Raw genomic sequence first — 25,102 nt, forward strand, 5'->3', positions numbered from 1 at the left:
TAGGAAACCCGCATGGGTTTCTTCAAGAAGCTGTTCGGGTTCGGGAAGAAGGTCGAGGACACGCAGGCGGCGGTGGACCCTCGGGAGTACCTGCTGCGCGAGACGGAGTCGGTGTTGAACGCCGACCCCGCCGTGTCGCAGGTGACGCGACTGCCGGGCGAGTACGGGTTGAGCTTCCTGTACCACGGCAAGGAGATGCGCACGTACCTGGAGAACCTCTTCGCGGAGACGCGCGAGGTCTCCCCCGAGGAGCGCACGCGCATCATCGAGCGCTTCATCAGCGCCATCTCCAGCCCGAGCGGCAGCTCGCTCACCTGGGAGGAGGCTCGCGAGCGGCTGTTGCCCGTGCCGCGCGCGGCCTCGTTCGGCGGCCAGATGCCGACGGGCGCGCACGCCTCCAGCTTCATGGTGGAGCGGCGCACCATCCCCTTCCTGCGCGAGCTCTTGGTGGTCGACCTGCCGGAGACGAGCATGTACGTGCAGCCCGACCTGCTCGCGCAGTGGGGCGTCAGCGTGGACGAGGCCTTCCAGGCCGCGTACGCCCACCTGGACACCCTGCGCGACGTGGGCGTGGAGCTGCAGGAGGAGCGCCCCAGCCCGCTGTGGTCGGTGGACTCGAACGACACCTACGAGGCGTCACGGCTGCTCCTGCCGGGCTTCCTCGCGTCCTTCGCGGGCAAGGTGAAGGGGCGCCCCGTGGCCGCCATCCCCACGCGCTCCATGATGCTCATCACCGGGGACCAGGACCCGGTCATGCTGGAGCGCTTGTGCGACGTGGCAGAGCGGGAGCACGAGGCGAGCTCGCGCGGCATCTCCTTCGCGCTCTACACGGTGGATGACGCGGGCCGCGTGGTGCCGTACCGGCGCCCGGGCGACGACGCGCTCGCGCAGCGCATCCGCGGCAACCACGTGCGCTTCGCCATGGTCGAGTACGGCGAACAGAAGGCGCTGCTCGAGGCCCAGCACCAGTCGAGCGAGCTGGACGTGTTCGTCCCCAGCTTCAGCGTCATCGTGCGCGAGCGGGACAGCCGGCCCATCTCCTGGTGCAGCTGGGCCCGCGAGGTGGACTCGATGCTGCCGGAGACGGACGTGGTCATCGTCGAGGCGGCCCAGGAGGGCTCGGACGAGCTGTGCATGGTGCCCTTCGCCGACGTGCTCCGGTTGGCGGGCCACTGCCTGACGCCCGTGCCCGGGGCGTGGCCTCCGCGACACCGGACGCTGTCCTGGCCGGACGACGCCGTGCTCGAGAAGCTGCGCGCCGCGAAGGTCGACCCCGGCAGCATCGTCGACCCCTGAGTCGAGCGAGGTCAGCCGGCCTCCGGCCCGTGCGTCCGCGGCGGGCCGTTTCACACCAAGGAGATGACGAGATGCTCGCCTGCGTGGACGTGGACTACCGCGAAGACCTCACCGTGGCCGCGTGCGTCTTGTTTCGCGATTGGGTGGACGGTGTGGAGGCCGGGCACCACGTGGACCGCGGGCCTCGCGCGGCGGAGTACGAGCCCGGCCAGTTCTACCGCCGGGAGCTGCCCCACCTCTTGCGCGTGCTCGCCCTGGTGACCCAGCCGCTGGAGGCCATCGTCGTCGACGGCTACGTCTGGCTCGGCCAGGACAAGCCGGGGCTGGGAGCCCATCTGCATGAGGCGCTGGGGCGCGCCGTCCCCGTCATCGGCGTGGCCAAGACGTCCTTCCACTCCAGCGACGTCGCCCTGCCAGTGCTGCGCGGCCAGAGCCAGCGCCCGCTGTTCGTCAGCGCGGTGGGCCTGAGCACCACCGCCGCCGCCGAGTCCATCCAGCGCATGCACGGCGCCTCGCGCATGCCCACCCTGCTGGGCCGCGTGGACCGGCTGTGCCGCGAGTCGTGAGCACCCCTGACACGCGCGTCGCGCTCGTGCGCCCACGTCGTGTCCCCCACGTGTGACTGTCGCTCTGAGACCGAGGGCCCCACCCCTGGTATGGGCCTTGCTGGATGGGCGGACCCATGCGCCCATCGCGTCGTCCTCGGAGTCATCATCTGGTGACGGGGTTGCTGCTCGCCCTCGTCATCTCGGCGTGTCCCCCAGAGCGTCGCGCCCTCACGCGCGCGGAGGTGGAGTCCATCACCTTCACGCGGCTGGAGCGCTTCAGCTCGGAGGCGGAGCTCGATGCGCACCTGGCGCGGGTGGAGGCGATTCGCGCGAGTCTGGCCACGGGAGGTGGCCCCGTCCTCGGCTGCGGCGGTGAGCACGCGGACGGAGAGCCGTCACCGCAGACACCCGACGAGCCGGAGCCCTCCATCACCCACAACCAGGAGGCCGGCGTCGACGAGGGCGACATCGTCAAGGCGGTGGGGGACTGGTTCGTGGTGCTGCGGCGGGGACGGCTCTTCACGGTGCGCCAGGGGGAGGGCGCGCTGGAGCCGGTGACGCAGGTGGACGCGCACGCGCCGGGCTTCACCCGAGGCACCTGGTACGACGAGATGCTGGTGTACGGACGGCGCATCGTCGTCGTGGGCTACAGCGCTTCGGTGAACGCGACCGAGATTGGCCTGTTCCACCTGGACGACGCGGGCGGGTTGAGCCACCAGGCCACGCACTTCATCAGCTCGAGCGACTACTACTCCAGCCGCAACTACACGAGCCGGTTGGTGGGCGGCACGTTGGTGTTCTACCTGCCCTATCATCCCCTGTCGGGCGGCACGGTGTCCCTGCCGTCCACGCGCGCGTGGGTACGCGGCAACGAGACGACGGCCTGGCGCCCCATCCTCTCGCGACTGGAGGTGTTCAAGCCGGTGCAGACCACGTTGCAGCCGATGCTGCACACGGTGGTGCGGTGTGACCTGGACGCGGCGGAGTTCACGTGCACGGCCAGCGCGTTGATGGCGCCCGTCTCGCGGACCTTCTACGTGTCGCGGGACGCCGTGTACCTGTGGGTGTCTCCGGGCTTCGAGTGGTGGGCGGTGGAGGATGGGGCGCGGAGCACGGCTCGGGACTCGGTGGTGTATCGGCTGCCGTTGGATGGCGGCGAGCCTGGGGCGCTTCGTGCGCGGGGTGCGCCCATCGACCAGTTCTCGTTCCGGCAGAACGAGGATGGACATCTGGATGCGCTGCTCGTGGCCACGGGCCAGGGCGATTCGATGTGGGGGCCGGAGCTGACGCGGGGGGAGGGACGCTTCGCGCTCCTGCGTGCGCCGGTGGCGGCGTTCGACGCGGAGCTGCGCGGGCTGCGCGCGGAGCACTTCACGGTGCTGCCGGGACCGGTGACGGGCACGCTGCGCAATCGCTTCGTGGGGGACCAGGTGCTGTGGGGTTCGGGCGATGCGACGAATCAGGGTTCGAGTCGAGGTGAGCACGCGGTGTGGGTGACGGACGTGCGCGTGCCCTCGGACGTGCATCGGTTGGTGCTGGAGCACTCGGTGACTCGGCTGGAGCCGCTGGGGAGCACGGGCGCGCTCGTGGTGGGGCAGGACTTGTTCGGGTTGAGGTTGAGCACGCTGGCGCTCACGGAAGGTGGGCCCGTGAGGAGTGACTCGCTCTCACGCCCCGGGGCGACCCAGGGCGAGACGCGCAGTCACGGGTTCTTCTTCAAGCCGGATGGGACGGGGGGCGGCGTCATGGGCTTGCCCGTGCGGATGCAGGGGGGCTCGTGGAGTCACTTGAGATACGGCTCCGCGGAGGTGTCCTTCCTGCGGGTGGACGCGGGATTGCGATTGTCGAGCCTGGGCGCGCTGGAGGCGTCCACGGAGGCTCCTGATGACGGGTGCATCAAGTCGTGCACGGACTGGTACGGCAACGCGCGCCCCATCTTCTACCGGGACCGCGTCTTCGCGTTGATGGGCTATGAGTTCGTCGAGGCCCGCGTCACCGAGAGCGCCGTCGAGGAGTCGTCTCGCGTGAGCTACCTGCAGCCGGGGCGTTGAGACCACCCGGGAACGTGGGTCCGCACACGAAGGCAGCAGGCCGACGAGGTGCCTGCCTGCATGGCGGGAGCATCACCGACGTCCGCCACTCCGTGGCGCTTCCCCTCGCGGAGGACATGGGCGACAACAGGGGCATGCACCGTCGTCACTTCCTGCGATTCGGCGCCCTGGGGGGCGGCACGTTGGCCCTCGGCAGCCTGGGCTTCTGGCGCAACGTGTACGCCGCGCCGCCCACGCCGGGCATCGGCCCATATGGCGCCCTGGCGGACGTCGCGGACGCGAACGGGCTTCGCCTGCCACGTGGCTTCACCTCGCGAGTCATCGCGCGCAGCGGCGACGTGGTGCCGGGAACGAACTACGTGTGGCACCTGGCACCGGACGGAGGGGCCTGCTTCGCCCAGCCGGATGGCGGGTGGATCTACGCGAGCAACAGCGAGGTGTCCCCGGACGGTGGCGTGTCCTCGGTGCGCTTCGACGCGAAGGGGCAGGTCACGGGCGCGTGGCGCATCCTCTCGGGCACGCACCTCAACTGCGCGGGCGGCCCCACGCCCTGGGGGACGTGGCTGTCGTGCGAGGAGCACCGCCAGGGGCTCGTCTGGGAGTGCGACCCGACGAAGCCGGGACAGGGTGTGGCGAGGCCCATGCTGGGCGCCTTCGTGCACGAGGCCGCGGCCGTGGACGAGCTGGGCCGGCGCCTGTACCTCACGGAGGACACGCCCACCGGGCGCTTCTATCGCTTCACGTCGGCGAAGTGGCCGTCGCTCGAGGAGGGCACGCTGGAAGCCGCGCAGGTCATCAGCGATGCGCGCTCGGGCGCGCGGGTGCGCTGGGTGCCGGTCTCGCCGCTGACGTCCGCCGCGCAGCAGGCCAACGCGAAGGAGACGACGGTGTTCGCCGGCGGCGAGGGCTGCTGGAGTGAAGGCGGCATCGTGTACTTCACGACGAAGCACGACAACCGCGTCTGGGCGTACACGCCGCTGACCCACCGGCTCGAGGTGCTCTACGACGCGGCGACGTACCCGAGCGCGCCGCTGCGAGGCGTGGACAACCTCACCCTGTCCAAGGCCCGCGAGGTGTTCGTCTGCGAGGACGGCGATGACATGCAGCTGTGCCTGCTCACGCCGGACCGGAAGGTGACGCCATTCCTCCAAGTGGTGGGGCACCCCGGTTCGGAGCTGGCGGGCGCGGCCTTCAGCCCCGATGGCAAGCGGCTCTATCTCAGCTCGCAGCGCGGCACGGATGGGCGCGGCGTGACGTACGAGGTGTCGGGTCCGTTCAGGACGCGTCCCGCATAGCCTGTCGCATGGCGACCAGCCGGACGAGCATCCCGCTGGAAACCTCCCCCCTCTCGGGCATACCTTTTCGGAGCGATGGGAGCCCCGCCCCCCTCACAGCTCGGACTGTTCGACCCGGCCGGGCCCGCGCGCGAGGAGTCCCTTCCACGCGCCAGCACCCGCCCCGCCCGTGGGCCGCGAGCACCACGAACGGACAGCGAGCCGCTGACGCCAACCGCGTCATCCGACCGGGCCGCGCACCGTGCCGCCCGCGTGGTCGACGAACAGCAAAGCCCGCTGCCTCTGAAACGAGGTCATGAAGTCGAGCCGGCGTCGCCGCCCGCTGCGAGACCGCACGACGGACGCCGCCTTCCCCCGCTCCAAGACGGCCTCGATGTCGAGCCGGCATCACCTCCCCGCGCGGAGCCGCACGACGGGCGTCGTCTCCCGGAGCGCGAGGACGCCCTCCTGCAGGCCGCGAGCCTCGCGCGGCGGCTCTCGCAGCTCCTCGGCGCGCCCGTGCACCTGCGCCTCACCGACAACCGAGCCACGCTGGTGAGCTTCCGCCGCGTCCCCCAGGGCCTGCGGCTGCGCGTGCACCACCTCTTCCTCGAAGCCCCTGACGACGTCGTGCGCGCCATCGCGCTCTATGCCGCGCGCTCCGACGCCAGCGCGAGCGCGCTCCTCGAATCCTACGCACGCGAGCACCAGGACCTCGTGCGCCGCGAGCGCCGCCCCGGCAAGGCGCTGCGCTCACGCGGCCGCTGCTTCGACCTGCGCGCCGTCCAGTCGCGCCTCAACGCGGACTGGTTCGACGACAGGGTCCAGGTGGACATCGGCTGGGCGCGTCGCCCGTCGAAGGGCCGCAGGCGCTCCATCCACTTGGGCGGCTACGACGCGCGCCTGAGGGAAATCCGCATCCACCCCGCGCTGGACCGGCCCCACGTCCCCGCCTTCGTCGTGGACTACCTCGTCTTCCACTCCCTGCTCCACGCCGACCTCCACGAGGAGGACGGCGACGGCCTGGATGCCCAGGGCCGCTGCGCGCCGGGACACTCGCCCGCGTTCCTTCAACGGGAGGACACCTTCCCCCTGAAGGACGCCGCGCAACGCTGGCTTCAGGACAACCACACCTCCCTCTTGCGCGGCTGAGCGTCAGGCCGTGCGCAAACGCGCGCGCTCCGGCCACACCACGGATGGTCATGCGCCCGAGCGCCCTGCATGCTCCCCGGCCATGCGCTACTTCAGCGTCGACGAGGCCAATCGACTGGTGCCGCTCCTGAGCCGCACCTTCGAGCACATCCGCCCCTGGGTGGAGCGGGTGCAACAGCTCGTGGAGACGCTCGGCACGCCCGAGGGCAAGGCCCTGGCCAACCACGAGGCCCTGCGCGAGGAGCGCGACGCGCTGCTCGAGAAGGTCCGTGTCGAGCTGCGCCAGTTCCACGAGATGGGCCTGGAAATCAAAGGCGCGCAGGGGCTCGTCGACTTCCGGGCCCACCGCGGTGAAGAGCCCGTCTACCTGTGCTGGCGCATCGGCGAGCCCGCCGTCTCGCACTGGCACGGCATGTACGACGGCTTCTCGGGACGACGCCCCATCAACAGCCCGGACGAGTTCGCCCCCACCTACCTGAGCTGAGCGCCCCTCACCCGCCGAAGCTCTTCTGCAGGAGCGACAGCTTGTTGCGCGCGGACAACAGCTGCTGACGCAGCGACTCTGCCTGCCGCGAGATGTCGTTGAAGTCCTTCTCCTCCGCGGCCTGGCTCAGCGACTGGGCCTCGTCGGCCACCTCGCCCATGCGGTCCTGGAGCGACTGGAACGACGTGGCCAGCGCCGCGTTCTCCTCGGGCGTCTTCGCCTGCTGGCGCTGCGCGGCGAACTCCTGCATCCGCACGTTGAGCTCTCCGGCGCTCTGCCCCAACGAGCCGTAGCGCACGAGCAGGTCCTTGAAGATTTCGGTGCGCTGCTGCAGCTCCATCGCGCGCGCCTGCACGGCCTCCGCCTGGGTCTGCTGCCGGTCACGCACCTGGGAGATGGCGCCCACCAGTCCGGCGACGCGGGCGCGCAGCTCCTCGTCCATGTCCGCCAGCGCCTTGAGGGTGGCGGAGGCCTTCTCCAGGTGCTTCTCCGCCTGGAGGGGCGCGTCCTGGAGCTGCTGGGCCAGGGCCTCGAACCGCTCCAGTCCCTCGTCGAGGGAGCGGGCGGCCGTGACCAGCGTGGATTCCTGCGGTTTGTCTCGCTTGCTCATGAGCGGCGGCACCATCGCACGCACGCGGCCCGGCCGGGGGAGGACTTGGGAGGGAAAACGAGGGGGGCCTGCACGCCTTGCTGCCCGGCGGGCTCGGGCGAGGGCACAAGCGCCGCCTGCTCCACGCTCGTCAGAGGCCCTCATCGTCCCCACCTTCCCGACATCCCGCAGTCCAGGCTGTCGCGAGGTTCACACATGACCAGGGCCCACTCCTTCTCCGTGCTCGTCACCGGCGCCACCGGCCGGCAGGGCGGTGCCGTGGCGCGCCACCTGCTCCACCGCGGACACCGCGTCGTCGCCTATGTCCGCAACCCCGAAGCTCCCGGCGCGCGCGCGCTGGAGACGCTGGGCGCCGAGCTGGCCGTGGGCACCTTCGACGACGTGGACACGCTCGCCCGCGTGGCCGAGGGCGTGGACGCCTTCTACGCCATGGCATGAACCAGGTGAACGCCGCGCGGCTCGCCGAGGTGAAGCACTTCGTCTACACCTCCGTCGCCGGGGCCGACCGGCTCACGGGCATCCCCCACTTCGACAGCAAGCACCGCGTGGAGCTGCACCTGCGCCAGAGCGGCCTGCCCTTCACCATCCTGGGGCCCACGTTCTTCATGGAGAACCTCACCAGCCCCATGTTCGAGGAGGGCCTGCGCGCCGGCGTGTTCGCCATCGGCCTGCCGCCCACGCGCGGGCTGCAGATGGTGACCGTCGAGGACCTGGCCGCCTTCGCCGTGAAGGTGCTGGAGAACGGCGAGCGACACCTGGAGCAGCGCATCGACGTGGCCTCGGACGAGGTGACCGGACAGCAGGCGGCCGGGCTGCTCTCCATGGTGAGCGGGCACCGCATCCACTTCGAGCAACTGCCGCTGGAGTACATCCGCGAGCGCAGCGAGGACCTGGCCGCGATGTACGAGTGGCTGGACCGGGTGGGCTACCACGCGGACATCCTCACGCTGCGGCACGACTATCCGGACGTGCGCTGGCACACGTTCGAGGACTGGGCGCGGCAGCAGGACTGGAGCAGCCTGACGTCCCCCGCGTGGCCGCACGCGGCCGCGGAGCCCACGCCGCCCGCCAGTCAGTGAGGCCCCTCTGCGCTCGGCGGCGTTCCGGGGTGGCGCCGCTCTCTCGGGCGGCGTGAGGCACGCGAGGGTTACCTTTCCAGCAAAGGAGAGACATCCCATGCGCGCGCTCGTGCCGCTCGTCGCCCTGTTGGTGGTGGCGGGCTGTGCCTCGAATACCAACACGTTGAAGCCCACCACGCAGGCCCAGGTGCTGCCCGCGGACCAGGACTCGGCCGTCGCGGAGGGCGCGGGGGTGAGGTTGGTGGCGGACGCCTCCGCGTGGAAGGGCTCGCCGGCGAACCTGGAGCGCACGCTCACGCCCGTCTACATCCGGCTGGAGAACCAGAGCGGCAGGACGCTGCGCATCCGCTACGAGGACTTCTCGCTCGTGGGCACCGAGTCGCGCTTCCGCTACTCCGCGCTGGCGCCCTTCTCGCTCAGGCAGTCGGCCCTCTCGTCGATGGACGAGGGCACGGGGGGCTCGGGGCGCTCATGGGTGTACCTGGGCGGAGGGCTCCGGTGGGGCTCGCGCTTCGGTCCACGCTGGGGCAGCCCGTTCTATCCGTTCTATGGGCCGTACGGCCCGGGCCCCTACGCGTACCAGTGCGAGGAGCCGCTGCCCACGCAGGACATGCTCCGTCAGGCGCTGCCCGAGGGCACGCTGGGCGACGGCGGCACGGTGCAGGGCTTCATCTACTTCCAGGTGGTCACGGGCCGCGAGAGCGGCGTCGTGCTGGAGGCGCGGCCCGTCGACGCGAACAGCGGTGAGTCGCTGGGCACGCTCGACATCCCGTTCCAGGTGGGCAAGAGCTGAGGCTCAGTGCAGCAGCATCGCCGCGCGGGACGAGGCCGCGCGGCGGTGGCCGTTGAGCAGCGAGGCCTCTTCGTTCACGCCCAGCTCGCGGCGGATGTCCTCGCCGCGCAGGGGCAGACCGAACAGGGGCCCCATCAGCACCAGGTCCAGCGAGGCGGCGACCAGGGGGCCGAGCCCCAGCAGGGCCAGCCCCGCGCCCTTCGCCGTCCCCGCGCGCAGTCCTCCCAGCACCAGACAGGACCCGGTCACGATTCGAAGCCAACGTCCCGTCCGCGATGCCATGAAGCCGACGACCATGCGCACACCTCCCCGGGCCAAGATGGGCACGCTCCGGCGAGCGACCACGGGGTGATGCTGCGTATCCAGCCGGGAAGCAGGCCGCCGGGCGGGCGCACGGCGCGGCACCAGGAGACCGGGAGGTCTGTCATGACGTCCGGTGGTGCACGGTGCGGGGTGGCGCCCCAGCTTCACGTCGAGGGGTACTTCCCACGCCCCCCAGGGAGCTCCCATGTTCACCCGCGCCGAGATTCACAAGGGCATGAAGGTCCGAGGCAATGACGGCCACATCGTCGGCCGCATCGTCGACATCACGGAGAAGGAGCTCATCGTCGAGAAGGGCCTGCTGCGTCGTCACGACTTCGCGGTGTCGTTCGACGACGTGAGCGAAGTGCTCCACGGCGAGGTGGTGCTCCACCACGGCCGCGACAGCCTCTTCTCCGCGCCCCGCGAAGTGGCCCACGTGCAGCACTGAGCGCGGAGACCGTTCGCCCGCCGCGCCATCAATGGCAGCCTGACTCTTCCAGACTCAGGGAGTGACAGGCTGCAGGAGCCCAGCCGCGGTCAGCACCTCGCGCACGTGCCGCGCCAGCGCGACATGCTCCGGGTTCGTCGCCGTGAAGCGCTCTGGAGTCAGGATGACGAGTGTTCCTTTGCCTTCGAGCGGCTCGATGCGCACGGGAGCTGGCAGGGGTGGCACCCTCCCACGTCGCAGGGACAGGTATGTGACCCAACCGACGAAGGTCCCTGTCCTGGTTCCTTCAGGGAGCGTCTCGCGGTGCTCCCACGACGTAGCGAGCGCCCAGTCCGCATCCCAGGCCGAGGCCATGCTGCCCACCACTCGGGGCAGTACAGGAACCGAGAGCATCCGCTCCGCGCTCGGCCCGCGCTTGGGGAGCGTCAGCGTGCAATAGTTGGGGACGGCCTCCGAATAGGCGCCCGAGGTGATGCGCAGCGCTGCGCAATCTCCCGCTGACCCTCCATTGTCGAACCAGAAGCTGAAGCCCAGTTGCTCGATGACCGGGCCTCCTCGTTCGCGGTTGACGCCTCGCCGGAACTGCTCGGCAAGAGTCGGCATGTCTGGCGGCATCAACGAGACCATGGCCGCCAAGGCGCGGGACTTGGTTGGCTTGTACCAGTGCGCGAGAAGCGGGTCGCACTCCGCCAGGCGGTTGAGCAGGGTTGCCGTGTGCAAAGCACAATCTTCTGGGGACTCCTTCCGAGGCCCCCAGTAGGCGCCGGCGTAGTAGGCCTCGGGACGGGGAGCGGCCTCGGGTGTTCTGGCCATGGTGTTCTCCTCAGAGGGCGGGAGTGTGGAGGACCTTTATGCCTTCGATACCCGCACCCTCCAAGAGCCGTCGGAACGCGGCGGCGGCCTGAGCTTCGGCGACATGCCATTCAATCGGGATGCCCAGACCGCGGACCTTGTTGGTCTGCCGCTGTGCCTGGTCGACGAGCCCCTGTGCTCCGGAATATCGGAACCATTCCTTGGGCTCCATCTCATCGAAGAATTTCGCATACCCGGGGCCCTTGGCCTCCAACAGCACGCCCTTCTTGAATCCATCGAACTTCACACCTCCGGCCGGCGCACTCATCCCTCCGACCCAATAGGCATCGTCGGCGGAGTGACCCGTGATCTGCTCCTGGTAGCGCCGGGCAGGTGGCTTCATGGCCTCCTTCGCGGGCCCCCAGTGTCCTGGCTCCTGGGCTGGCGTACCGTCATTTACCGCCGTGGTTGCCCGTTGAAGGATGACGGCTGCCCCAGGCCCCCCTCCGAGTACTGCCGCCGCGCGCCCAACTGGAACCGCCACGCGCTCGAGGGTCAGCGCCCCCTGAACGGACAGCGACAACGCCGGCACCGTGGCTTCCGCTCCCGCCAGTGCTCCGGTCACCGTGCGCGTCGTCGCCCCAGCCGTCCCGGTCGCGACGAGGAGGTTCGTAGCCAGCTCCGCCACCGCCTCGATCTGCTCCCCCTGGGGCAGATGCCGGAAGCGCTCGAAGTACTCCGGGGACGCCTCGATGAGCGCGGCCACACCGGCGGGCAGGTGCTTGAGCGCGGCGATGCTGTCCAGCGGGTACGTGAAGAAATGGCCGATGCAGAGCGCCAGCTTCACGAGCGCCGATTCAGCTCCGTCCAGCGTGCGGCCCACGTAGTCCGCGTCGTCGTAGACCTCCGCCAGCGGGCGGCCATCCACTTCCCGCAACCCGTCATCCAGCAGGCGATAAACGCCGGTTTGCCCCGCATAGAAGCGCCCCAGCTCGAACTGATGTGCGCGAAACGCGCCGTCCTTCCATTCGACGAGAGCGACTCGCTGCTGTGTTCTCCCGGTGACGACCCAGGCCATGCATCCGTCAGGACGCAGCACCGCCAGATGCTTGAATCGCTCGACCTGTCGCACCAACTCGGCGCGCGACATCTCCCCGTGCGCCACCACACCGCGCAGGACATGGCCCACCGCGAGTCGCGACGGGAACTGGCCCAGGGACACGGGCTTGCCGAGCAGTGCACTCAGCAGTCGCACCGCCTGGGCAGGGGTGAGAGGGCCGCCTGGAATCGGCCGCTCGTCCCGCTCCTCAATCCCCGCGTTCGTCAGCAAGGCTTCCCACGCATCCACCTGCGACGCAGGGGGCACCACAGCGCTCCCCACGGTGGGGCTCACATCGTTCGACGTGCTGACACGAAACCCTCGACGGTGCCGGGTTCGGACGTCACCCGAGGGTCCAGCCGATGTGTGAAGCTGGGGCTCGCGAGGCCTCTCCCCGAGAGCCTCGCGCGTCATCCCCGGGTGCGCTGACACCTGCGTCAGCGAGGCGCAGCCGGTGGCAAGCAGCGCCACTGTCACGAGCAGGGCGTCAGCGCGCATTGTCCACCCCCAGGCCCACCGACGCGAATGCCCCTGGTCGCAGCGTTCCTGCTGACGTGGGGAACAGCAGCGTGCCGCCTGTCCCCATCGCGTAGAGCTTCCCGCCGAGAAACCTCCAGCGGACTTCCGCCGCTCCCAGATAGCGCGCCCCGGGCTTCCCAGCTCCGACGACGAGGCCCTTCAGCGACAGGTCCAGCGCACGTTCGAAGAGCTGCACCGCCACACGCCCATCGACGTCGACGCGCCCCCAGGAGAACGCCTCCGCCCCCAGCGACAGCTTCAGGTGTTTCCGAAGCCCTCCGTACTGGACGGCATCCCAGCCGACCTCCGCCTCGCCGAAGACCGAGTAGCCATGGGGGAAGGGCGCATCCGCGAGTGGACCCCCGTCCGGCCCCGCCGCCTGGAAGCGCGCCAGTTCGTAATCCACGCCGAAGAAACCTTGCCGGAAGCCGCCATGCTGGCGCCTTGCCTCCAGCCTCAACCACAGGTCCACCGTCTGCGTGATGGACTCCATGCCCAACCCGGCCACCACACCCCAAGCGTCAGAGTCTCCCGGCTTGCCTCCCCAGCCCGCGAAAGCGTGCGCCTCAAATGCCGGACGTACCCAGAACACGGCCACGGCATCCAGGTGCGCCAACGTCACCGGGGGCGCGCGCCCTCCAGCTCGCCCCCAGTCGTGCACGGCGGACACGCTCAACGTGTAGCGCGACCGCTGCTCGGGCTTGCCGAAGAGCACATGCTCGACATCCAGTTCAACCTCGGCCCCCATCAGCCGCGCCCCCAGCATGTCCGAGGAGAACGCCTCCACGTAGACAGGCCCCAGGGACCCTGTGACGACACCTGCGACGGGGTGGTAGTCCGGGTTCGCGCGGTGGGCGTAGCGCCGGACGAGGTGGCCCGTCAGCAGGGTGTAGCTCTCCAGTTCGCCGAACCACAGCGCCCAGGGCGCATTGTCCGAGCCCAGCTTGAGACTCCGCACCAGCTGTCCCCAATCGGAGAGGGAGTCCCAGTCCTCGCGCCGGAACACCCCGCCGCCATCTGGCCCACACAGGCGCAACCGCACGGGAGCCCCGAGGTTGACGCCAAACTCCGCGCCGTACTCGATGACGAAGGTGGGCTCTATCTGGAGAAATCCCTCCTCCGTCCCCGCGCCACCGCGAGGCATCAGCGCCCACGGCATGGCCTCGACGCGCAGCAGGTTCGTCCATCGCGCCTCTTCCCCCAGTTCTGCGGGTAGTGCCGGTGCCTCGACCTCGTCTGCCCGAGAGGCCCCCGACAGCAACAACAGCAGCGCAGCCAGACAGCTTCGCCTCTCGTGCATACACGCCTCCGCTGCGTGCCCCGCATGAGCCACGAAGAACACACGTCGACCGGGCGACTCGCGCCGCGCCGGTGGTGGGTCAGTGGTGGTGAGGGATTGCGGGGTTCACTTCAAGGTACCCCCAGCGCTCCCCCGACTTGAACGACGTGGCAGGTCCAGGCGTGATGAATCGCCATCCACTCCCATGGCACCCAGCGCTACTCCGCGCGCACCGCCTCGGCCGCCTCCGCCGTCAGCGGGGCCTGACTCCAGCCCGCGCGAGCCTCGGACTCGCGCGCCGCGCGCTTGCCCTCCGCGACATCCACGCGCCACAGCACCAGCGCGCCCGAGCCGAAGAAGACCAGCAGCGACAGCACCGCCTGCCGGCTGGAGCCCGTCAGCTCCACCGTCGCCGCGAACACCAGCGGCCCCGCCACCGCCGTCACCTTCTCGAACACGCTGAAGAGCCCGAACATCTCCGCCGCGCGGTGGCGCGGAATCATCTGCGCGAACATCGAACGGCTCAGCGCCTGGCTGCCGCCCTGCACCATGCCCACCAGCAGCGCCAGCGCGAAGAAGTGCACCGGCGAGCGCATGAAGTAGCCCAGGAACGTCACCACCACGTACACCGCCAGCGAGAACATCAGCGCCGGCTTCGGCCCCACCCGCGACGCCGCGCGGCCGAAGAGCACCGCGCACGGCACCCCCACCGCCTGCGTCATCAGGAGCGCTCCCATCAGCGCCCCCTGGCCGATGCCCAGCTCCGTCCCATACAGCGTCGACAACCGGATGATGGTGCCGATGCCGTCGCTGTAGAGCAGGTACGCCACGAGCAGCAGCAATGCCTCGCGGTACTGGCGCAGCGCGCGGAAGGTCTCCAACAACTGCGCGAACACCCCACCCAATGACAACCGCGGCACCTGCGCGTCCCCCGTGGGCCGGGGCTCGGGGATGCGCAGGAACAGCGGCACCGAGAACGCCGCCCACCACACCGCGACGGTGAGGAACGCCACGCGCGAGGCCGACGCCGCGTCCGCGAGCCCGAACCACGCGGGCTTCACCAGCATCACCAGCTGGACCGCCAGCAACACCCCGCCGCCCAGGTAGCCCAGCGCGTAGCCCGCGGTGGACACCCGGTCCAGCTCCTCGTCCCGGGCCACGTGGCGCAGCAGCGCATCGGAGAAGACGATGGACCCCGTCAGCCCCACGTTGCCGATGCCGAAGCACCCCAGCGCCCACTTCCAATCGCCGGGCCCCACCAGGGCCAGCCCCACCGTGGACGCCACGCCCAGCGTCAGGAACACCCCCAGGAGCGTCTTGAGCCGCCCCGCCCTGTCGCTCAGCGCGCCCAGCACGGGCGACAGCACCGCCACCGTGCCCAGCGCCAGCGCGGTGACGAGCGCGAAGCGACTGGAGGCCACGTCGCTCGGCAGGCCCTTGGCCGCCACGGACTTGTAATAGATGGGGAACACGACGGCGACGACCGTGGTGACGTAGGCGGAGTTGGCCCAGTCGTACCAGGCCCACGCGCGCAGCTCCGGACGCGTGAGCCCCATCCGCGACATCAGCGCGCCCCAGGCACTCATGCGCTGAAGTCCACCCCGCCGATGGCGTCATCCCCCGTCGCCGCCTGGTACACGTGCCACGCGGCGGCCAGGTCCTGGAACGGCAGCCCCACCGCGCCGAACACCGTCACGTCCTCCGCCGACACACGCCCGGGCTTCAAGCCCGCGAGCACCTCGCCCAGCTCCGCGCGGATGACCTCCTCGCCCAGGCCCACGTTGCCCACCGCGCCCTGCGAGACGGCCAGGCCCCGGTGGTCACAGAAGAAGCGCGCCTCGCGCAGGAGCTCCGCGGAGACCTCCGCCTTGCCCGGCTCGTCCGCGCCCAGCGTGGTGATGTGCGTGCCCGGCCGCACCATCCCGGAGCGCAAGAGGGGCTCGCGGCTCCACGTCGCGGCGACGACGATGTCCGCGTCCTCCACCGCCTCCGCCACCGACTCCGCCGGGCGCACCGGCAGGCTCAAGTCCTGGTACATGCGCGCGGCGAACGCGTTGGCCCTCGCGGCGTCCACGTCGAACACGCGCACGTGCGACAGCGAGCGCACCAGCCGCAGGGACTTGAGCTGGATGCCGCCCTGCACCCCCGCGCCGAGGATGGCCACCCGGCTCGCGTCCGGCCGCGCCAGCACATCCGCGGCGAGCGCGCCCACCACGCCCGTGCGCACCGCCGTCAGGTGGCCGGAGTCCATCACCGCCAGCAGCTCGCCCGTCACCAGGTCGTGCAGGTGCAGCACGCCCTGGATGGCCGGCGTCCTCGCCGGGAACTTCGAGTGCACCTTCACCGTGTACGCGGGCACGCCGGGCAGGCTGCCGGGCAACAGCGCCATCACCGTGCCCTCGGCGTGCAGGGGCGCGCGGATGCGCTGGGGGGCCACCGTGCGAGCCAGGGCATCGGTGCGGAAGGCCTCTCGCAGGTCCTCCAACAGGGAGAGCGCCTGGAGGTTTCGGGACACATCGGAGCGGGTGAGCAGGAGGGTGCGCATCTGTCATCCACCCTAACCGAGCCCGCGCGGCGCCACAGCCCTGGACCTCATCCTCCGGGGCGAAGCGATGAGCGGACGACGGACGAAGCCCTGGCCCCACGGGGCGCGGCGGCCGTCGGCAGCGAGCGCGCCCAGGCCCGGCGCGCCCCCGGGAGTCCAACACGGCGCTCGGGAAGCCGACGCCCGCCAGCCCCCCAGGGCGGACATACCCATGAAGACCTTCGTGCCCAGATTCGTGGCGGGATGACCGGATGGGGACTCGGGAGGTCGGTGATGCTGGGGCCGGAGACAGGCGCCGCGGAGCACGGTGGGGCCGAGCGCGAGTCGCCGCGCCGGGCCTCGGAGTTCCTGCGCGCGCACCACCACGAGGTGCTCTCGGACTGGCTGGAGGCCATGAGCGCGCTCCACGACCAGGCCCCCCAGCGCCCCTCGTGGCTCCTGGACCACATGCCCATGCTGCTCACCTCGCTCGCGGACGCGCTCGAGCACGGAGAGCAGGGGCAGGCGGACTCGCTGTCGGACGAGCACGCCGAGGAGCGACTGGAGCAGGGCTTCGACGCGGGCGAGGTGGCGGCCGAGTACGCGCTGCTGCGCAAGTGCATCCTGCGACGGCTGGAGACACAACCCCAGCCGCTCGACGTGGGGGAGCTGGAGCGGATGGAAGAGGCCCTGGACAACGCCGTGGTGCGCACGGTGCGGCGCTTCGCGGTGGAGCGTCAGCGCGACATCCAGGACCTGGAGCGCGAGGCGCGGGTGGAGGCCCAGCGCTCGCTGGCACTGCTGGACGCGCTCCTCGCGGCCGCGCCCCTGGGCATGGCGTTCCTGGACCTGGACCTGCGCTACCTGCGCATCAACCAGACGCTCGCGGACATCAACGGCGCGCCGCCCGAGGCGCACCTGGGGAGGACCTTCCGGCAGATGCAGCCCCCGGAGCTGGCGGACCTGATGGAGCCGCTGCTCCTGCGCGTGCTGCGCACGGGTGAGCCGCTGAACGGGTTCGAGTTCGCCACGCCCCCGTCACTGATTCCCCAGCGCGGCAAGCGCGTGTGGCAGGCGACGTTCTACCCGGTGCGCGCGCCCCAGGGCTCGCGGCTGTTGGGCCTGGGCTGCACCGTGGTGGACATCACCCAGCACAAGCAGACGGAGGCCGCGCTCCAGCGGGCGGTGGACTTCCGCGAGCAGCTGCTCGCCATCCTGGGCCATGACCTGCGCAACCCGCTCAACGCCATCAGCGCGTCCGCGTTCCAGCTCGCGCGCGCCGAGGAGCTGGAGGCGCCCGAGCGTCGGGCCGTGGAGCGCATCCGCAAGTCCGCCGGGCGCATGGGGCGGATGATTACGGACATCCTCGACTTCGCGCGCAGCAAGCTGGGCTCGGGCATCCCCGTCTCGCGTCAGTCGATGAACCTGGCGGACATCTGCCAGGCGACACTGGACGAGCTCCAGGTGAGCCACCCCGAGCGCAGGCTCCTGTTCGAGTCGTCCGGCGACACCTCGGGCCAGTGGGACCCGGACCGCGTGGCGCAGGTGCTGGGCAACCTGGTGGCCAACGCGCTCCAGCACGGCGGGCTCGACTCACCGGTGACCACGTCGGTGCGAGGCGGCGCGGACGTCGTGCTGATGGAGGTCCACAACCAGGGCGAGCCGATTCCGGCGGAGCTGCAGCCTCGCCTCTTCGACCCGTTCAAGCCGTCGGTGGGCGCCTCATCGTCGTACCAGAAGCAGCGCAGCCTGGGCCTGGGGCTCTACATCGTCCACCAGATCGCGCGCGCGCACGGAGGCCGCGTGGAGGTGCGCTCCTCGCGGGAGGAGGGCACCACGTTCCGGGTGTACTGGCCGCGCCGCGGCGCCTGACGGGCGTCACTTCCCCGGCGCGGAGACGGGCTCGGGGGCCACGGACAAAAGATAGACGGCCTCGGCGAGCATGCGCGTGGTGAGGTCCAGGTTCTCCAGGGAGATGGACTCATCGGGCGCGTGGCCGGTGTACTCGTCACCGGGGAAGCCGGGGCCGAAGTCCACGGCCTTGGGGAACAGGCGCGCGTAGGTGCCGCCGCGCACGGACGTGGGGACGGCGTCCGGGTCATCGCGGTGACGCTTGTAGATGGCCATCAGCGTGGTGACGAGCGGCCCGGTGGTGTCGGCCACGTGCGGGTCACCCACGTAGCGCTCGCCGGCCTCCGTCACGCGACCGTCCGAGTCCTGCCCCACGAGCAGCGCGGCCTGGTCCAGCGCGGCGTTGAACCGGGCGGCGTCCTGGCCGCGGGGGCGGCGCATGTTGACGCCCAGGCTCACCTTGCCGTCGGCCACGCGGAGCATCGTGGGCGCGACGAGCAGCGGCCCCATCAGCGCGGCGTCGGAGTACTCGACGGCCAGCTTCTGGCCGTGGTGGTCGCCCTCGAAGCGCAGGAACAGCACGCGCAGCATGGCGGCGATGCCGTTGTCCTCCAGGATGAGGCGCGAGGAGACGGCGGACAGGCCCCACAGCGCGTTGACGCCCTCGTTGGCGACGGAGGAGTGCACCGCCTTGCCGTGCACGGTGAGCAGCACCGCGCCGCCCTCCTCCTTCACGTCGGCCTTGAGCCAGGAGCGCGTGCGCTGCTCGTCGGCGACGGCGGCGCGCACGGTCTCCAGCGCGACGGGGAGCGAGCTGCCTTCGCCCGGGAGCAGCTTGAGCGTGGCGGTGCCGGGGACCTGCGTGAGGAACTCGCCGCCCTTGGCGTCCACGGGGCGCAGCGCGAACCTGGAGGACTTGCGCGCGGGGCCCACGGGCGCCGACAGGTTCCACGCGACGAAGCCCGACTGCGCGGCGACGACGGGGAAGCTCGAGTCGACGGAGATGACGTGCGGGGCCTTGGGCTCCATGGCCGCGTACTTCAGCATGCCCGTCCAGTCGCTCTCCTCGCCGTTGCCGATGATGACGAGCACCTTGCCCCGGGGCTCGATGCCGAGTTGCCGCGCGTAGTCGAGCGCCACCAGCGCGGAGGCCAGCGGCCCCTTGTCGTCCTCGACGCCTCGGCCGTACAGGCGGCCGTCCTGGACGTAGGGCTCGAAGGGCGGGCGCTTCCACTCGTGCGCGGGGGCGGGCACCACGTCGCCGTGGAAGACCAGGCCCAGGGCGGGTGCGCCCTTGCCCCAGGCAAGCTCGAACACCTCGTTGGCGCCCACGGCGCGCCAGGCCATGTCGTGGGCCTTGGCCCACTTCTGGAGGAAGCGGCCCATGGCGGCGATGCCGGGGTTCTTCGGCGCGGGGGCCTCGCTGCTGACGGTCTTGAAGCGCACCAGCTCCTGGGTGAGCGCGACGACGTCGTCCAGCGCGCAGGCCTGCACGTAGGCGGCGTGGCGGGCCTGGGGGCTCGAGCCCTTCATGGCGTCCTCGGAGAAGCGGGCGGCGCGGGCCTTGGGGGTGCCCTGGCAGCGGGGGTCCGGAGCCGCGAGCGCGGCGGAGGGGACCAGACAGCAGAGGGCGGCGGCGATGGGGAGGCGCATGGCGGTGGGAGACCCTATTTCAAGAGGGCAGGTCGTCCTACCTCGGCGGAAGGGTTGCTTCCCCAAGTGACGCCCGTCAGGCCGCCCGCTCCCCATGGGGGTGAAACCGGAGGGCGGGAGCGCTATTCCTCCAGGCATGTTCTTCGACACGACCAAGAAGCTGAGGATGCCGTCCCCGGCGGAGGCGCTGCCTGGCCGGACGGACGAGATGCCTGTTCCGCCCAAGCACGAGGTGCTGGGCACGCCGCTGAAGGGGCCGGTGCCGGAGGGGTATGAAGTCGCCATCCTCGGGCTCGGGTGCTTCTGGGGCGCGGAGCGGAAGTTCTGGCAGACGCCGGGCGTGTACAGCACGTCCGTGGGGTATGCGGGCGGGCTGACGCCCAACCCCACCTATCGCGAGGTGTGCAGCGGGCTCACCGGGCACAACGAGGTGGTCCGCGTGGTGTTCGACCCGAAGAAGCTCTCGTACGAGCAGTTGCTGCGGGTGTTCTGGGAGAACCACAATCCCACGCAGGGCATGCGTCAGGGCAACGACGAGGGGACGCAGTACCGCTCGGGCATCTACTACACCAGCGAGTCGCAGAAGCGCATCGCGGAGGCCAGCCGGGACGCCTATCAGAAGGCGCTCGCGGCGAAGGGCGTGGGGACCATCACCACGGAGATCCTCCCCGCGCCCGCGTACTACTACGCCGAGGACTACCACCAGCAGTACCTGGAGAAGAACCCCGGCGGGTACTGCGGCCTCGGCGGCACCGGCGTGAGCTGCCCCATCGGCGTGGGCGTCAGCGCCTGAGCCCGTGACGTGAAGCACCGGGAGGCACCTCGCGTGCCTCCCGCGCGGCGCTACTCCACCGCTTCCAGCCCGCCGTTGTCGGCGGCGATGGCGGTGAACGCGCCCCAGTGCGGCAAGGCGTTGCGCAGCGACTTGCCATCGTACTGGAACGACTCGAACCCGGAGACCACGAGCTCGCCGCGCGCCTCGACCGCCTGACGCAGCTCCGCTTGCGTGTCGCTCCAGCGCTCCTGGAGCGTGGCGAAGAACTCCGAGGGCACCTCCTCCTGCATGAAGCGGCGCATGCTCCGGGAGATGCGCACGCACTCATCGGGGTCGAACGGGTTGCCCGCCTCACCGAACCGGTCCATCGCCGGGAGCGCCTCCTCTTCCGCGGGCTCCTCGGCCACGACCCCGAGCATGCTCATCGCCTCGATGAGCATGTCCAGCTCGACGTACCGCAGGCGGTAGTCGACCGGATGCTCCGGGTCGAGCGGCGGGTACCCATCCGGCAGCGTGTCGGGCGGCTCGACGATTCTCAGGGTGATGGACATGGGACGCCTCCACGGGTGTCGTCCCTCCGGACGCTGGAACCCGCGGCAGAGCACGTCAACGCGCGGCGGCCCGGTGAGTCTCGCCCTCCCACACCGTGACGAATACACACGCTCTCATGAACCGAGATTCATTGGAGCCACACACGTGTCCGCAATGGCTTCATGATTCATCCGTATCGGCTTCGCATCCGGTATGTTCCGCCGGGACGGCGTGACCCGACGCAACATCGCGTCACGCCGGCGGATAATCCAGCCAGGGACACCACGTCCCGGTGATGTATCAGAGGGGGAGTCACCACATGCGTGTCGACGGCGCATCACGCCCGACGCAATCCGTCTCATCCGAAGGCGCGACTGAAACAGCCCGGACCGAGACCCGCACCGAGAACAACGTCGTCAAGGAGGAGTCCTCTCGCGCGGAGGGCTTCGATTCGACCTCCAGCTTCGAGGAGGACAACGGCGGCGCGGTCCACCGCGAGCGGCTCCAACCGCCGCCGCCTCCACCGCCACCTCCTGAAGAGAAGGAGGAGGAGCCCGCACCCCTCCCGCTCCGGGACCTGAAGCGCGGCGACACCGGCCCCGACGTGAAGGCGGTGCAGGACGCGCTGGTGAAGCTGGGCTACCTCACCGAGGAGCAGGTGGCCACGGGCCCCGGACAGTTCGGCCCGAAGACCGAGGCCGCGCTGGAGCGCTTCCAGGCCGAGCACGGCCTCACGGCCTCCGGTGACTATGCGGGCAGGACGCGCGAGGCGCTCGGCAAGGCCCTCACGGAAGCGAAGTCCTCCGGCGGCGCGCGCCGCCCCGCCATGTCCGCCGAGGACGCGTTCATCACCCAGTTCACCTCCGAGTACAACCCGACCGGTCCTCGCGGCAGCACCAACTGCGGCCCCGCGAGCCTCGCCATGTCGCTCGCGTACACGGGCCACATGCCCGCGGGACTCACCAAGGAGCAACAGGTCGACTACGCGCGCGCGTTGATGAGCCCGCGCCGCGAGAGCGAGTTCACCTACGTGAAGGCCTCCGACGGCACCCGCGTGCCGCAGCTCGACCGTGACCGCGAGCTCACCGGCGGCACCATGGTGAGCGACGGCGTCAAGGGCGCGGGGCTCGACGCGCGCTACGGCCAGGGCTGGGAGGAGCTGGACCGCCAGCTCGCCGCGGGCAACCCCGTGGTCGCCAACGGTCGGACGAACGCGGCCTGGCGCGAGCAGTTCCCCGAGCGCATGGGCTCCGGCGACATCGGCCACCTCAACGCGATTCTCGGCAAGACCTCGGATGGGAAGTACCTGGTCGCGGACCCGCTCCACACCGGCGGCCCGGTGGCCATGACGCGCGAGCAGCTGGGCGTCTTCTTCTCGCCCACGCGAGGACAGCCGTCCTTCACCGCGCTCCAGGGTGCCTCCACGAACCCGGCCGCGGACGCGGGTGCACGCGCGGGAGGCAGCGTGGGCGCGGCGGTGGCGAAGCGCCTGGAGGACGCCGCCCGCGACGTCCCCGCGCCGAAGCCCGAGCCCTTCCTCCCGAACCCCGGCGTGAGCACCGTCGGCGGCTCCGGCACGGACGTGAAGACCCGCGCGGCCCAGGACGCGAAGGCGCTGGAGGCCACCCTCCAGACGAGCCTGGAGCAGGGCGCGCGTCAGTTCGAGCGGCTCATCGCCAGCAACCCGGACCCCGTCTACCAGGAGGCCTTCGTCCGCGCGGCGGAGCCGTCCCTCGCGAAGATGGGCCAGCTCTTCGCCGGCGTGTCCCCGGAGACGAACCGCAAGCTCCATCCGCCCGGCTCGCAGAAGCCGCCGGACCTCAATGACCGCAAGGTGCTCGAGAAGCTCGCGAACGAGGAGACGCGCATCGAGCACGAGACGTACTACGCCCTCGCGCGCGCCACCGAGCACCTCAAGGACCCGACGGCCGGACGCGTGGGCAAGGCCTTAACGCGTGATTCGCCGCCCACGCTCGTCAACCTGTCGCTGACGAGCGCGGTGCGCACGTCCCTCAACTTCGGTCTCGGCTCACGGCTCGCGTTCGACATCGAGCGCTCCCTCAGTCGCGAAGAGGTCATCCCCCCGGGCAGCACCGCGCCCTCCTACGGCACGGCCCAGGCGGCGCTGCACCAGACGCTGTGGAGCACCCTCGACGGCATCCGCGGCCAGTTCACCGCCGCGGCGGACAAGGCGCAGCTGCACCAGCAGCGGCTCACCGAGCTGCTCAGCGGCCCCGCCGCCGTCCTCTCGCCCGAGCAGCAGAAGGCCTTCATCGACACGTACCTGCGCCAGGGCAGCGTCCAGCAGGACCTCGCGGAGCACGAGCGCCTGGGCAAGCTGCTCTCCACCGCCGCGCCGGATGGCGTGCCCGTGGGCTCGGACGATGCGCGCGTCAAGGCGCTCGCGCGCGAGCTCCCCCGACTGGCCGAGACGAAGGGCGGCGCCGAGTACCTCGCCGCGCAGCTCACCGCGAAGGCGGAGGACAAGCCGCTCTTCCTCGACGTGGTGGGCGCGCTGAAGGACGGCAAGGACTTCGACGAGAAGCTCGCGCTCGCGCTGGTGAAGAGCGCGGGCACGGTGGCCCTCATCTCCGCCGGCGACAAGTCGCCCGCTGAGGCGCGGAAGGTGTTCGACGGGCTCGCGCGCTACGCCGACGTGTTCGGGATGAAGTCGAGCGACATGAAGTCGTACTTCCGGCTGCTGCGCGACATCAAGCCCGGCTCCACCGACGCGCAGGTGCTCGAGACGACGAAGTCGCTCAAGGCGCTGCTCACGGACCAGGAGACGGGCCTGCCGTTCGCGCCGGACTCCCCTCGCGGGCAGGCGCTGCGGACCCTGGGCATGCTCGTCACCACCACCGCGTTCGTCGGAGACGCGACGGGCTGGAGCCAGGCGGACCTCGCGTCGAGGCTCAAGGTCGTCGGCGACGGCCTGAGCGTCACGGGAGACGGGGCCACGGTCATCACCAGCGTGCTCGGCAACACGGCGCGCTGGTCCTCGGCCGTCTCGGCCTTCGGCAAGGTGTCCGCCCTGGGCGCGGTGCTGGGCGCGGCCGGCGACGCGATGCAGAGCCTCCAGTTCCTGCGGAAGGGCGACGGGTGGAAGGCCGCCTCCTCGGGAGCCCAGGCGCTCGGCGGCGCGCTGATGGCGGGAGCCTCGCTGTTCGGCATGGCGCCGGGCTTCCAGATCCTGGGGGCGGCGCTGTTCCTCGGCGGGCTCGGGCTGAAGTACCTGGACCCCGCGGACGCGCGCCTGCGCGAAGAGCAGGTGAGGCTGCTCACCGCCAGCGGCATGGCGCCGGGACTCGCGAAGGGCCTCATCCACCTGGGCCCCGACCTCCTCGACAGCCGTCTGGTCCAGGGCGCGGGCATGTCACCCGAGCAGGTGCAGACCTTCCTCACCGCGCACCCGGACGTGGCGCAGGACGCCCTCCACCTGGACAGCCTCGCCCAGGCCGCCAGCGCGATGAAGATGAAGGGCGCGCACTTCCAGGAGTTCCTCGAGCGGCTCGCCAAAGCCCACGGCGTCGACATGGCGACGCTCGGCCGCGAGGTGCACACGCTGTTCTTCGGACACCCGCCCTCGGGCGGCGCGGGCGGTGGTGAGCAGTACCGCTCCCAGGGCGACGAGTTCCGCGCCTGGGTGCAGCAGCGCACGCCCGAAGTCGCCGCCTGGGCGAAGCAGCACGAGTCGCCCTGAGCAGGTCCGGGAGCGCGGCCCGCCTCGCCGCGCTCCCGCCCCGAGGCGAGCCCTCCACTCCACGTCTCGGGACAGCGATGAGCGCGGGTGCGCCGAGGGCTCGCCGCGGCCGCACCCTCGCGCCACGACGCTGCCGGTACCCGACAGACGCACGCGCCACGTCCGCGCCCCCTCGAGCTCACTGTCCGCGACGCGACGCGGCGGCCGCACACCCTGATGGAAATCCTGCATGGCCGCGGCGCGGGCATTTCCCGACTTAACGCGTCATCCGGCCCTGGTTTGACTTTCTTTTTCGTCCGAAGAAATAGAATCAGCCGTGAAAGGAAAGGACCGCTCGGACG

General features: G+C 70.8%; 20 protein-coding genes and 1 pseudogene. 12 read left to right on the top strand and 9 right to left on the bottom strand.

Annotated elements, in window-relative coordinates; translation table 11 throughout:
* The first annotated feature begins 12 nt into the window (after positions 1 to 12).
* The 6 genes from FL311_RS07605 to FL311_RS07630 all read left to right on the top strand — a co-directional run bounded on the left by FL311_RS07605 (position 13) and on the right by FL311_RS07630 (position 6,805).
* The gene (locus FL311_RS07605) at positions 13 to 1,296 is read left to right on the top strand and encodes a DUF1444 family protein (RefSeq protein ID WP_141324267.1); all 1,284 of its coding nucleotides are present in this window, start codon (positions 13 to 15) and stop codon (positions 1,294 to 1,296) included.
* 71 nt (positions 1,297 to 1,367) lie between these two features.
* The gene (locus FL311_RS07610) at positions 1,368 to 1,862 is read left to right on the top strand and encodes an endonuclease V (RefSeq protein ID WP_141324268.1); all 495 of its coding nucleotides are present in this window, start codon (positions 1,368 to 1,370) and stop codon (positions 1,860 to 1,862) included.
* A 116-nt stretch (positions 1,863 to 1,978) separates the two neighbouring features.
* On the top strand, positions 1,979 to 3,895 hold the full coding sequence (locus FL311_RS07615) for a beta-propeller domain-containing protein (protein WP_194869102.1): 1,917 nt from the start codon (positions 1,979 to 1,981) through the stop codon (positions 3,893 to 3,895).
* 116 nt (positions 3,896 to 4,011) lie between these two features.
* Entirely contained in the window at positions 4,012 to 5,190 is a 1,179-nt protein-coding gene (locus FL311_RS07620; RefSeq protein WP_228556732.1) for an alkaline phosphatase PhoX, read from the top strand.
* 498 nt (positions 5,191 to 5,688) lie between these two features.
* Positions 5,689 to 6,321 carry a hypothetical protein gene (locus tag FL311_RS44955; protein ID WP_228556733.1) on the top strand — a complete coding sequence of 211 codons (633 nt, stop codon included), beginning with the start codon at positions 5,689 to 5,691 and terminating at the stop codon, positions 6,319 to 6,321.
* A gap of 10 nt (positions 6,322 to 6,331) precedes the next feature.
* Positions 6,332 to 6,805: a DUF2203 domain-containing protein gene (locus FL311_RS07630; RefSeq protein ID WP_228556734.1), complete on the top strand. Its 474-nt coding sequence runs from the start codon at positions 6,332 to 6,334 to the stop codon at positions 6,803 to 6,805.
* Positions 6,806 to 6,812: 7 nt separating this feature from the next.
* Here FL311_RS07630 and FL311_RS07635 read toward each other — a convergent pair whose 3' ends face one another.
* A complete protein-coding gene (locus tag FL311_RS07635) occupies positions 6,813 to 7,415 on the bottom strand; it encodes a hypothetical protein (protein ID WP_141324271.1) in 603 nt (200 codons plus the stop codon).
* Between the two features lie 195 nt (positions 7,416 to 7,610).
* On the opposite strand from FL311_RS07635, the pseudogene FL311_RS07640 reads away from it, so the two are divergent.
* Positions 7,611 to 8,494 (top strand): annotated as a pseudogene (locus tag FL311_RS07640) (NmrA/HSCARG family protein).
* Between the two features lie 97 nt (positions 8,495 to 8,591).
* Positions 8,592 to 9,287, top strand: a complete 696-nt coding sequence (locus FL311_RS07645) for a hypothetical protein (RefSeq protein WP_141324272.1) — start codon at positions 8,592 to 8,594, stop codon at positions 9,285 to 9,287.
* A 3-nt stretch (positions 9,288 to 9,290) separates the two neighbouring features.
* Here the strand turns inward: FL311_RS07645 and FL311_RS07650 are convergent, their stop codons facing one another.
* Positions 9,291 to 9,536 carry a hypothetical protein gene (locus FL311_RS07650; RefSeq protein WP_228556735.1) on the bottom strand — a complete coding sequence of 82 codons (246 nt, stop codon included), beginning with the start codon at positions 9,534 to 9,536 and terminating at the stop codon, positions 9,291 to 9,293.
* 259 nt (positions 9,537 to 9,795) lie between these two features.
* Between FL311_RS07650 and FL311_RS07655 the strand changes: the two genes are divergently transcribed.
* Entirely contained in the window at positions 9,796 to 10,038 is a 243-nt protein-coding gene (locus FL311_RS07655) for a hypothetical protein (RefSeq protein ID WP_141324274.1), read from the top strand.
* Positions 10,039 to 10,092: 54 nt separating this feature from the next.
* Here the strand turns inward: FL311_RS07655 and FL311_RS07660 are convergent, their stop codons facing one another.
* From FL311_RS07660 to FL311_RS07680, 5 genes are all read right to left on the bottom strand, one after another.
* Positions 10,093 to 10,851 (bottom strand): immunity 52 family protein, encoded by a 759-nt coding sequence (locus FL311_RS07660; RefSeq protein WP_141324275.1) that lies wholly within the window; start codon positions 10,849 to 10,851, stop codon positions 10,093 to 10,095.
* Positions 10,852 to 10,861: 10 nt separating this feature from the next.
* On the bottom strand, positions 10,862 to 12,160 hold the full coding sequence (locus FL311_RS07665; protein WP_228556736.1) for a Tox-REase-5 domain-containing protein: 1,299 nt from the start codon (positions 12,158 to 12,160) through the stop codon (positions 10,862 to 10,864).
* Between the two features lie 256 nt (positions 12,161 to 12,416).
* Positions 12,417 to 13,748, bottom strand: a complete 1,332-nt coding sequence (locus FL311_RS07670; RefSeq protein ID WP_194869103.1) for a hypothetical protein — start codon at positions 13,746 to 13,748, stop codon at positions 12,417 to 12,419.
* A 197-nt stretch (positions 13,749 to 13,945) separates the two neighbouring features.
* Positions 13,946 to 15,313 carry an MFS transporter gene (locus FL311_RS07675; protein ID WP_141324277.1) on the bottom strand — a complete coding sequence of 456 codons (1,368 nt, stop codon included), beginning with the start codon at positions 15,311 to 15,313 and terminating at the stop codon, positions 13,946 to 13,948.
* Positions 15,310 to 16,272 (bottom strand): ornithine cyclodeaminase family protein, encoded by a 963-nt coding sequence (locus tag FL311_RS07680; RefSeq protein ID WP_141324278.1) that lies wholly within the window; start codon positions 16,270 to 16,272, stop codon positions 15,310 to 15,312. Before FL311_RS07680 ends, FL311_RS07675 begins: the two co-directional genes overlap by 4 nt.
* Positions 16,273 to 16,515: 243 nt before the next feature.
* Between FL311_RS07680 and FL311_RS07685 the strand changes: the two genes are divergently transcribed.
* On the top strand, positions 16,516 to 18,123 hold the full coding sequence (locus FL311_RS07685; RefSeq protein WP_228556737.1) for an ATP-binding protein: 1,608 nt from the start codon (positions 16,516 to 16,518) through the stop codon (positions 18,121 to 18,123).
* A 6-nt stretch (positions 18,124 to 18,129) separates the two neighbouring features.
* Here the strand turns inward: FL311_RS07685 and FL311_RS07690 are convergent, their stop codons facing one another.
* Positions 18,130 to 19,755: a Sapep family Mn(2+)-dependent dipeptidase gene (locus FL311_RS07690; RefSeq protein ID WP_141324279.1), complete on the bottom strand. Its 1,626-nt coding sequence runs from the start codon at positions 19,753 to 19,755 to the stop codon at positions 18,130 to 18,132.
* 136 nt (positions 19,756 to 19,891) lie between these two features.
* Here FL311_RS07690 and msrA point away from each other — a divergent pair, with 136 nt between their 5' ends.
* Positions 19,892 to 20,548: a peptide-methionine (S)-S-oxide reductase MsrA gene (gene msrA / locus FL311_RS07695; protein WP_141324280.1), complete on the top strand. Its 657-nt coding sequence runs from the start codon at positions 19,892 to 19,894 to the stop codon at positions 20,546 to 20,548.
* 50 nt (positions 20,549 to 20,598) lie between these two features.
* On the opposite strand, the gene FL311_RS07700 is transcribed toward msrA, so the two are convergent.
* The gene (locus tag FL311_RS07700; protein WP_141324281.1) at positions 20,599 to 21,081 is read right to left on the bottom strand and encodes a hypothetical protein; all 483 of its coding nucleotides are present in this window, start codon (positions 21,079 to 21,081) and stop codon (positions 20,599 to 20,601) included.
* A 299-nt stretch (positions 21,082 to 21,380) separates the two neighbouring features.
* Between FL311_RS07700 and FL311_RS07705 the strand changes: the two genes are divergently transcribed.
* A complete protein-coding gene (locus tag FL311_RS07705; protein WP_228556738.1) occupies positions 21,381 to 24,761 on the top strand; it encodes a peptidoglycan-binding protein in 3,381 nt (1,126 codons plus the stop codon).
* Positions 24,762 to 25,102: the final 341 nt, after the last annotated feature.

Source organism: Myxococcus sp. AB025B (genome assembly GCF_006518215.1).
In the GTDB taxonomy this organism is placed as follows: domain Bacteria; phylum Myxococcota; class Myxococcia; order Myxococcales; family Myxococcaceae; genus Myxococcus; species Myxococcus fulvus.

Coding starts and splice junctions, on each gene's coding strand:
- FL311_RS07605 (WP_141324267.1), top strand. CDS start 13: ATGGGTTTCTTCAAGAAGCTGTTCGGGTTCGGGAAGAAGGTCGAGGAC.
- FL311_RS07610 (WP_141324268.1), top strand. CDS start 1,368: ATGCTCGCCTGCGTGGACGTGGACTACCGCGAAGACCTCACCGTGGCC.
- FL311_RS07615 (WP_194869102.1), top strand. CDS start 1,979: ATGCGCCCATCGCGTCGTCCTCGGAGTCATCATCTGGTGACGGGGTTG.
- FL311_RS07620 (WP_228556732.1), top strand. CDS start 4,012: ATGGGCGACAACAGGGGCATGCACCGTCGTCACTTCCTGCGATTCGGC.
- FL311_RS07635 (WP_141324271.1), bottom strand. CDS start 7,415: ATGAGCAAGCGAGACAAACCGCAGGAATCCACGCTGGTCACGGCCGCC.
- FL311_RS07645 (WP_141324272.1), top strand. CDS start 8,592: ATGCGCGCGCTCGTGCCGCTCGTCGCCCTGTTGGTGGTGGCGGGCTGT.
- FL311_RS07655 (WP_141324274.1), top strand. CDS start 9,796: ATGTTCACCCGCGCCGAGATTCACAAGGGCATGAAGGTCCGAGGCAAT.
- FL311_RS07660 (WP_141324275.1), bottom strand. CDS start 10,851: ATGGCCAGAACACCCGAGGCCGCTCCCCGTCCCGAGGCCTACTACGCC.
- FL311_RS07670 (WP_194869103.1), bottom strand. CDS start 13,748: ATGCACGAGAGGCGAAGCTGTCTGGCTGCGCTGCTGTTGTTGCTGTCG.
- FL311_RS07675 (WP_141324277.1), bottom strand. CDS start 15,313: ATGAGTGCCTGGGGCGCGCTGATGTCGCGGATGGGGCTCACGCGTCCG.
- FL311_RS07680 (WP_141324278.1), bottom strand. CDS start 16,272: ATGCGCACCCTCCTGCTCACCCGCTCCGATGTGTCCCGAAACCTCCAG.
- FL311_RS07685 (WP_228556737.1), top strand. CDS start 16,516: ATGACCGGATGGGGACTCGGGAGGTCGGTGATGCTGGGGCCGGAGACA.
- FL311_RS07690 (WP_141324279.1), bottom strand. CDS start 19,755: ATGCGCCTCCCCATCGCCGCCGCCCTCTGCTGTCTGGTCCCCTCCGCC.
- msrA (WP_141324280.1), top strand. CDS start 19,892: ATGTTCTTCGACACGACCAAGAAGCTGAGGATGCCGTCCCCGGCGGAG.
- FL311_RS07700 (WP_141324281.1), bottom strand. CDS start 21,081: ATGTCCATCACCCTGAGAATCGTCGAGCCGCCCGACACGCTGCCGGAT.
- FL311_RS07705 (WP_228556738.1), top strand. CDS start 21,381: ATGCGTGTCGACGGCGCATCACGCCCGACGCAATCCGTCTCATCCGAA.